This is a genomic window from Streptococcus parasanguinis (genome assembly GCF_001578955.1).
Lineage (GTDB): Bacteria > Bacillota > Bacilli > Lactobacillales > Streptococcaceae > Streptococcus > Streptococcus parasanguinis_U.
Genome location: NZ_KQ969689.1, coordinates 653,712 through 662,348, shown reverse-complemented (window position 1 = coordinate 662,348; position 8,637 = coordinate 653,712). Strand labels below are relative to the sequence as shown.

The 8,637-nt window shown below is 44.0% G+C and carries 9 protein-coding genes; all 9 read right to left on the bottom strand.

The features are described 5' to 3' along the window. Nucleotides 1-194 (bottom strand): pyrroline-5-carboxylate reductase family protein (locus tag SPADD19_RS03165; protein ID WP_164905833.1); only part of this gene is annotated, 194 nt, incomplete at its 3' end. Nucleotides 195-197: 3 nt separating this feature from the next. Next, entirely contained in the window at nucleotides 198-1,445 is a 1,248-nt protein-coding gene (locus tag SPADD19_RS03160) for a glutamate-5-semialdehyde dehydrogenase (protein WP_061455181.1), read from the bottom strand. A 10-nt stretch (nucleotides 1,446-1,455) separates the two neighbouring features. Next, complete coding sequence (gene proB, locus SPADD19_RS03155; protein WP_061455180.1) at nucleotides 1,456-2,565, bottom strand: glutamate 5-kinase; 1,110 nt, start codon at nucleotides 2,563-2,565, stop codon at nucleotides 1,456-1,458. Between the two features lie 73 nt (nucleotides 2,566-2,638). Further along, a complete protein-coding gene (locus tag SPADD19_RS03150; protein WP_061455179.1) occupies nucleotides 2,639-3,529 on the bottom strand; it encodes an RluA family pseudouridine synthase in 891 nt (296 codons plus the stop codon). After that, nucleotides 3,519-3,980: a signal peptidase II gene (gene lspA / locus SPADD19_RS03145; protein WP_061455178.1), complete on the bottom strand. Its 462-nt coding sequence runs from the start codon at nucleotides 3,978-3,980 to the stop codon at nucleotides 3,519-3,521. Before lspA ends, SPADD19_RS03150 begins: the two co-directional genes overlap by 11 nt. A gap of 3 nt (nucleotides 3,981-3,983) precedes the next feature. After that, nucleotides 3,984-4,886, bottom strand: coding sequence for a LysR family transcriptional regulator (locus SPADD19_RS03140; protein ID WP_061455177.1), 903 nt, complete (start codon nucleotides 4,884-4,886; stop codon nucleotides 3,984-3,986). A gap of 127 nt (nucleotides 4,887-5,013) precedes the next feature. Then, nucleotides 5,014-6,420 (bottom strand): 6-phospho-beta-galactosidase, encoded by a 1,407-nt coding sequence (lacG, locus tag SPADD19_RS03135; RefSeq protein WP_061455176.1) that lies wholly within the window; start codon nucleotides 6,418-6,420, stop codon nucleotides 5,014-5,016. Nucleotides 6,421-6,633: 213 nt separating this feature from the next. After that, nucleotides 6,634-8,334 (bottom strand): lactose-specific PTS transporter subunit EIIC, encoded by a 1,701-nt coding sequence (locus tag SPADD19_RS03130; protein ID WP_061455175.1) that lies wholly within the window; start codon nucleotides 8,332-8,334, stop codon nucleotides 6,634-6,636. Next, nucleotides 8,334-8,637 (bottom strand): PTS lactose/cellobiose transporter subunit IIA (locus tag SPADD19_RS03125; protein WP_061455174.1); only part of this gene is annotated, 304 nt, incomplete at its 5' end. The genes SPADD19_RS03125 and SPADD19_RS03130, both read right to left, overlap by 1 nt.

Below are 8,637 nucleotides of genomic sequence, written 5' to 3'. Positions count from 1 at the left end.
CCTAAAAAGATTACTTCAGCCTCTTGAAAGGCTTGTTCAAGCTCAGACGCCGTTCCCCCATACTGGCTGATAAAATCCTGCACCTTTTGTGGAGAACGATTGACCAAGAGCAAGTCTGTGGCAACCACTTCTTTTGCGACTGCTTTGGCTAGACTAGCTCCCATGTTTCCTAGTCCAATAAATGCTACTTTCATTTCTTACCTCACTTGACCATTTCCACTGACGATATATTTATAACTGGTCATTTCCCGTAGTCCCATCGGTCCACGCGCATGGAGTTTTTGGGTCGAGATCCCCATTTCACAACCTAGGCCAAATTGTCCCCCGTCTGTAAAGCGTGTAGATGCATTGACATAAACGGCTGCTGAATCTACTTGCTGGGTGAAATAAGTGGCTGTTTCAGGATTTTCAGTGACAATAGCATCTGAATGATGGGTGCTGTGTGCTTCAATGTGGTCCACCGCTTCCTCAACTCCATCAACGACCTTAACTGCTAAAATATAATCTAAAAATTCGGTATCAAAATCCTGTTCCTGTGCTGCTGTCCCCGAAATGATAGCCTGTGCTTGCTCATCTAGACGTAACTCAACCGATCTTTCTCGATCATCCACTAAACGCTCTTTGACCAAGGGCAAGAAGTCAGACGCGATCGCTTGATCGACCAACAAGACCTCCATGGCATTGCAGACAGAGGGGCGACTGGTCTTGGCATTTTCAATAATCGCTAGGGCTTTCTGGAAGTCAGCCTCCTTGTCCACATAGACATGAACAATTCCAGTTCCTGTCTCGATCACGGGGACAATGGCATTTTCAACCACTGCTTGGATCAAGCCAGCACCACCACGTGGAATAAGCAAGTCCAGGTAGCCCTTGGCCTTCATCATAGCAAGACTGGAAGCTCGACTCGTATCTTGGATCAATTGGAGAAGATCTGGATTGAGTCCGGCTTCTTCCAATCCAACCTTGAGTGCGGTCACGATCGCTTGGGCAGAATGAAAAGCATCTTTTCCAGTACGAAGAACCACTGCATTTCCACTCTTGATGGCAAGCGCTGCAGCGTCTGACGTTACATTTGGACGGCTTTCATAAATGATCCCAATGACACCCATAGCGACTCGAACTTTCTGGATTTCAAGGCCATTTTCCAAAACTTCAGTATCCAGCACTTCCCCAATCGGATCTGGCAGATCGATTAAAGCACGGATACCTTGTGCCATCCCTTCAATCCGCTCTTGATCAAGAAATAAGCGATCGAGCATGACTTCAGAGATCTTCCCGCGTGCCGCTTCCATATCGATTTGATTGGCTGCTAAAATGGCTTCCGTCGCTTTCAGAAGTTGGCTGGCCATAGCTTCTAAGGCCTGATTTTTAAGAGCTGTACTGGCCGTATTGATGCTTTTTTTAGCAGATCTCGCTAAGGCTAATTGTTCTTGTGTTGTTTCCATACATTTTCCTTTAGAATTCTGTAAAGAGTAAGTCAATCTCAGGAGTTACCGAGATCCAATCATCACGGTGGATGAGGATTCCCTTGGCTTTTTTAGATTGGAGCATATCGCGCACAGCCGACTGGCCGAGACGAACTTTCCCTTTCCCTAGTAATTGTCCTGACTCTTGATGATAGACGCTGACGATGTCTTGATAAGAAAAATCCCCTTCTGCCTTGGTCACACCAGAAATTAATAAGCTCTTTCCGTATTCCAACAAGGCCTCAGCTGCTCCAGCATCCACCCAAAGAGCTCCTTTACTTTCTGCATAAAAGGCTAGCCATTGCTTCTGGGTTTTTAAACCCTTGTCCTCTGCTAGGAAGTAACTGCCATCTGCTTGTTCTTGCGCCGCTTCGATCAAGGCATCAGGCTTGAGAGACGAGCAAATATAGACTGGAACCCCTGACTCTGTCGCCAGGGTCGCTGCCTTGAGTTTGGTCAGCATACCGCCAGTTCCATTGCTACTACCCGCACCTCCAGCCATCTCGATCATCTCGCGAGAAATGTGCTCGATCCGCTCCAAACGCTTGGCTGTTGGATCCTGAGAAGGATTGGCTGTATAGAGGCCATCTACATCCGTCAACAGCACCAAAAGATCCGCTTGGGCCATGGCCGCAACCTGCGCACTCAAGGTATCATTGTCACCAACTTTTAGCTCAGCGATAGAGACCGTATCATTTTCATTGATAATCGGAATCGCCCCACGGTTGAGTAAGACAGAAAGGGCCTGGTGGGCATTCTTATAGCGACGTTGATCCGCAAAGTCATCCTGGGTTAATAAAATTTGTGCAGAAACAATGTTGCGTAAAAGAAGATTAGAGGTATATTCTTCCATCAATAAACCTTGACCAACTGCCGCAGAGGCTTGCTTGTCTGCCACCTTAGTCGGCCGTTTCTTAAAACCAAGGGCACCAAACCCAGCAGCAACCGCCCCTGATGAGACCAAGATCAACTCATGGCCCAATTCGTGTAAGAGAGCCAACTGTTGGGTAATGACCTTGACCTTCTGTCTGGAGAGACTCCCATCGGGATTGGTCAAAGACGAGGTCCCTACTTTAAAGACGATTCGTTTTGCTTTCATCGCTATGATTCTTTCTAATACTATTTATTTCGTATGTAATGAAAGTGACTGAATTTCCATTCAGCCATTCTCATTATCCTTTTCGAAGGTCTTCCAGCGTTTTCTCAAAGATCGCTGGCACTTCTGCCGTAAATTCCAAAGTTTCTCCTGTGCGAGGGTGGGTAAAGCCGAGTGTCCGCGCATGAAGAAACTGACCTTGTCCTTTGAGTGTCTTCTTAGGACCATAAGCAGGATCTCCAGCCACTGGATGGCCGATATAGGCCATGTGCACCCGAATTTGGTGGGTGCGACCGGTCTCCAGTTGCAACTCTACCAAGGTGTAATTTCCAAAGCGTTCCAAGACTTGAAAACGGGTCACTGCAGGTTTTCCTTTAGCCGTCACCGCCTGTTTTTTCCGGTCCTTTTCACTGCGACCAATTGGTGCTTCAATCATGCCCCGATCGTTAGGAAGATTGCCATGGACAATGGCCCAATACTTCCGGAGAGATTTTTTGTCTTTGAGTTCCTCTGCTAAGGCGACGTGGGCTTGGTCATTTTTTGCGACCATCAAGAGGCCTGACGTGTCTTTGTCAATCCGGTGGACGATTCCTGGACGCAATTCCCCATTGATTCCTGAAAGGTCCTTGACATGGTATAAGAGCGCATTGACCAAGGTCCCACTGGTATGGCCGGCACTCGGGTGAACAACCATGCCTTGGGGTTTATTGACGACGACGACATCCCGGTCCTCATAGACGATGTCTAAGGGCAGATCTTCTGCTTCATAGCTGACCTCTTCCACTTCTGGGACTTCATACTGGATGATGTCTCCTTCTTTGACCGTATACTTAGCTTTTTTCACAGTTCCATTAACCAGAACTTTTCCTTCCTTGATATGCTCATTGGCTACAGCTCGTGACAAGGGAGTCAAATCCGCCAAAGCCTTATCCAGTCGCGCACCGGCTACTTCGATTTTAATTTCCATGCGTTTCCTCTTTCAACATCAGGATCAGGAGCAAGAAAACTCCAACTGTCAAATAGCTATCCGCCACGTTAAAAATGGCAAAATTCATAAAATCCAGGTGGAACATATCGACCACAAAGCCCTGACGCAGGCGGTCGATAAAATTCCCCAATCCACCTGCAATGACCAAGGTCAAGCCCGTCACCATCCAAAGCGACCCCTTGAGGTACTTATAAAGATAGTAAAAGGCCCCCACCATCACGACTAGAGTGATGAGGGTAAAGAACCATTGCTGATTTTCAAGAAGCGAAAAAGCTGCACCTGTGTTTTGAAGATAGGTCAGGCTGACCACATGGGGAATAAAAGACTTAACGATACCCAGTGGAATGTTCTTGACTACATACCATTTGACCAACTGATCCAGTAGGACCAATAGCACGATGGCTACCGGAACCATTGTTTTTCTCTTCATTTCTTACCTCTTTTGATCAAAATACTCTACCATGACCTCGACAAACTTCTCTGCTACAGGGGAGAGATCCATCTCTTCGCGTTTGACATAGACCATTTTATTGTCCAAGTTGTCTTCTAAAGGAATCACGGTAATGCCATTCACTGACTGGCTATCTAAAAAGCCTGATCCTGTCGCATAAGCATCTGTCCGCTCCAAGATCCCATTCAAGGTGGCCCGGTCGGTTACATTGAACATTTGGGAGCTCGAACTGGTGTCGACAAAGTTCTCTGAATAATAGAGGTACTCGTCTTTTTCTTGGGTAAAGCGAACAGTTGGCAACTGAGCTAGATCTTCCATGACCAGTTTTTTCTTCTTGGCTAGAGGGTGGCCCTTGCGAAGGTAAATATGAGTCTGAAAAGGAATCAAATCCACCACTTCAAGCCCTAATTTATCAACCCGTTGCATAATCCCCTTGGTATTTTGACGGTTGAGATAAATAATCCCCAACTCACTATGCCCTTGAGCCACTTCATCCAAAATTTGGACCGTCGTTGATTCAAAGATGCGGAAGTTTTTATTTTCCGGATAGCGAATCGAGAATTCCGTCATCAAAGGCGGTAAGAAGTCATAGTGCTGACTAGAAATGGAGAATTCATTCTTCTCTTCTTCAGGACTAGCATATTGATTTTGAAAAATATCAAACCCCTTAACCACATCCTGCGCTTTTTCATAAAATTCCATTCCCCGACGGGTCAAAAAAGTCCCAGAACTGGTCCGACGAAAAATCTTAAAGCCCAATTCTTTTTCCAAATCTCTGACGGAGATGGACAAGCTCGGCTGACTCACATACATTTTTTCAGCAGCCTCACGAAAAGTACCACTATTGGCAATCGCCACTACATATCGTAATTGTTGTATATTCATTCTATTTTCCTTATTACAGTATCGATCTATTATACCATAAATTAGGGGCTGAAAGAAGAGATGGGTTTAAGAGACCTTCATCAAGTGAAAATAAAAAAACTGGAACTAAAACAGTCCCAGTTGATCCTTATTCAATCACTTGAGTTTCAGCTACTTTCTTGTACCAGTGAGCTGACTTCTTCGGATAGCGCTCTTGGGTTTCAAAGTCCACATAAAAGAGACCATAGCGTTTTTCGTAACCATTTGACCAAGAGAAGACGTCCATGAGTGACCAAATGAAGTAGCCTTTGACGTTTGCCCCATCCGCAATCGCATCGGACAGAACTTCCAAGTGTTGTTTCACATAATCAATCCGTCCATCGTCATAAACCGTATTGTCCACAAACTCATCTTTGTATCCCAAACCATTTTCTGTGATGTAGATTTTCTTATAGTTTGGATAATCCGCCTTCACACGCATGATTTGATCATACAAACCTTGAGGATAGATAATCCAGTCCCAGTCAGTACGAGGTACATAGTCAGGAGCTACACGACGTCCAACACCTTTGATTTGGTATTTAGAGCTTCCTTTCTCCCCTTTACCATTGTGGATGATTTCAGTTTCACCATCAAAGGCTTCCATCCAGTCACTCATGTAATAGTTAATTCCAAGGAAGTCGTTCAAATCTTTAGCTGCTTCAAGCGCTGCAAAGTCTTCGTCACGAAGATCCAGACTACCACCATTAACAGACAAAATGTGGTTTACCCCTTCCATAGTTGCATCTGAATAATGTCCGAGGTAAGTCGCATCCAAGATAAATTTGTTGTGGATGATATCTTCCAACTCAGCCGCACGTACGTCTGCAGGATTTTTAGGATCCAATGGATACTTAGTTGGAAGGGCGTGAACAACCCCGATTTCACCTTTGTAGCCTTTGTCTTTGTACAATTTCACAGCACGTGCATGAGAAACCATCATATTGTGGTGAGATTGGAAGACTTTGGCAAGGTCATATTGAATACCTGGTGGGAATTTACCGACTAAGTATTGACCATCACCGATTGGGCCAATTTCATTGAAGGTTGTCCAGTAGTTGACTTCTGGGAATTCTTCAAAACAGAAAGCAGCATAGTCTACAAAGTGTTCGATATTTTCACGATTCAAGAAATCTCCATTTGAATGAAGGACCTCAGGTGTATCAAAGTGATGGAGAGTTACGAATGGTTCTACATGACGTTTATGACATTCTGCAAATAACTTATGATAGAATTCTACCCCTTTTGGATTGACTTCACCATAACCAGTTGGGAAAATACGTGACCAAGCAATTGAAATCCGTATACCATTGACCCCATATTCTTCAGCTAATTGAAGATCTACTGGATATTTATGGTAGAAATCACTCGCTGGTTCAGCAGTATACCAATAGTTGTCTGCTAAGTATTTATCCCAAGCAACTGGTCCTTTACCATCTGTATGAGTCGCACCTTCTGCCTGGTAGGCAGCTGTCGCACCACCAAATATAAAATCTTTAGGAAGTGTTTTTTTCATTTTTTCACCTATTTCTTAATTGAACCAAATGAAAAGTGAGCGGAGAGGAGTTAGTGAGCCATCCATCTCCATCTCACATCTTGTTCCAAGCCACCGAATTGTGACATGAGGAGGTAAAAACGATATATTTTTACCGACGAATTAACAAGTCGATTAGGAAAATCGCCATAGCGATTTCCGTTACGATAGGAGACTGTTTCACAGTTCCTATCGTTAATCGAATTGCGCTTGAACAAATGCAAGAGCACCTTGTCCATCACGAGTCAACTTGATGTATTGAGCTCCTTCAGTCTTAGCCAATTTAATGCCTAGTTTATCTGTTTCTGCCTTCATGTCTTCATAGTTAGAAGCTACTTGAGGGGCAAGGATAACAAGGTCAAATTCTGGCAACATTTCACGGTGAGCACCATAGCCACCTGCTGCTGCTTTGACAGGAACATTGTATTCTGCTGCTGCCTTGTTCAAGGCATTAGCAAGGAGTCCACTGGTACCACCACCTGCACAGAGAACCAAAACGTTTGTTTCTTTTGTGATATTGTTTTGAACTGGTTCACCTTCAACACCAGCTTTTTCAAGAATAGCATCTGCTTTAGCAGTGTTAAAGTTTGCAGCAACTTTTTCTTTTAAGCTGTCGTTTGCTTTACCAGAACGTTCTTCTTCAAGAATTTGTTCATCATAAACCTTAACGAATGGATAGTAAATGATCACGTCTACTACAACAAGGAGTGCAGCAAGGATGAAGGAAAGTACTTGGAAGTTTGTACCAAGGACAATTCCGAGAGGTCCAGGAGTTACCCATGGAAGGTTAGCAGAGAATGAGTTCATTCCCAAAGTATCAACAAAGAATTTGAAGATCCATACGTTTGCAATTGGAGCAAAGATAAATGGAATGAAGAAGGTTGGGTTCAATACAATTGGAGCCCCAAAGAGAATTGGTTCGTTTACACCGAAGAATGTAGGAACAACAGATGCACGTCCGATTGCACGGTTACGTTCAGACTTACACAACCACATGAAGAGGAAGGGAACAATCAAGGTTGCACCAGTACCACCCATGGTAACGATAAACATTTGAGTCCCAGATGTGATGACTTTATCAGCATGTTGTCCAGCTTGAAGCAAGTGCAAGTTGTTATCGATGTTTGCATATGTGATTGCCGCAATCGCTGGTTCTACGATTGAAGGGCCATGGATACCTACAAACCAGAAGAAGGCATAAGCACCAAAAATAAGGGTAATTCCAAGATATCCATCTGCTGCAGAGAACAATGGAGCTAGAAGCGTTCCGATAGATTCCGCAACTGTTACACCGATAGCACCTTTAACAATCAATTCAAATGCATACAAGAGAACAATTGAAACTGTAAATGGAATCAAGTCTTTAAAAACTTGTGAAATATTCGGTGGAACCTCGTCTGGCATGCGAATCGTCACATTATTTTTCACACAGACCTTATAAACATTAACGGTGACAAAGGCTGCAATGAAGGCTGTCAATAGACCTTTTGTACCCATGAAGGCTGTGAGAATGCCACCATCTTTACCAGGTTCAGCAGCCATGAGCAAGAAGCCAACCATAGAAGCCAACATTGTAGAAATGAAGTTGATTTGGTTAGTTGCTGGAAGGTCGCGGTTCATTGAATCAGTCAAAGCCTTAGCCGTTGTACCACCAACGAAGAAGGCCAAGATGCCCATAGAATAGTTATATGGAGTCATCAAGAATGTTTCAATATCTTTAGACCAGTGGAATCCCCAAGCATTTGGCACGTAGGCAATCAAGATGAAGATTGATGAGAAGAGGATAACAGGCATCCCTGCAATAAAGCCATCCCGAATCGCTCGCAAATATTTGTTTCGAGAAATCTTTTCAAAGAAAGGTTTCCCTTTTTCAATCAGTTCAATCAGTTTATTCATTATTTAGCTCCTCTTTTATATAGTTCAATCAGATGGTGAATCACGTCTTTTAATAGGATCGTTGTCATGAGATGGTCTTGACCATGCATCATGGTAATGCTATAGGGGATTTCTTCTCCTGCTGCTTCATGCGCTAGCATGGTCGTTTGAGATTTGTGAGCCTCAGCGATACAAGACCCTGCTTCTTCTACTAAGGATTCTGCTTTAGCAAAATCACCATTTTCAGCAACTTTTAAGGCTTCCACTAATTTTGATCGAGCGTCACCGGCATAAGCGACAATTTCAAACCCAAGTAATTGGACT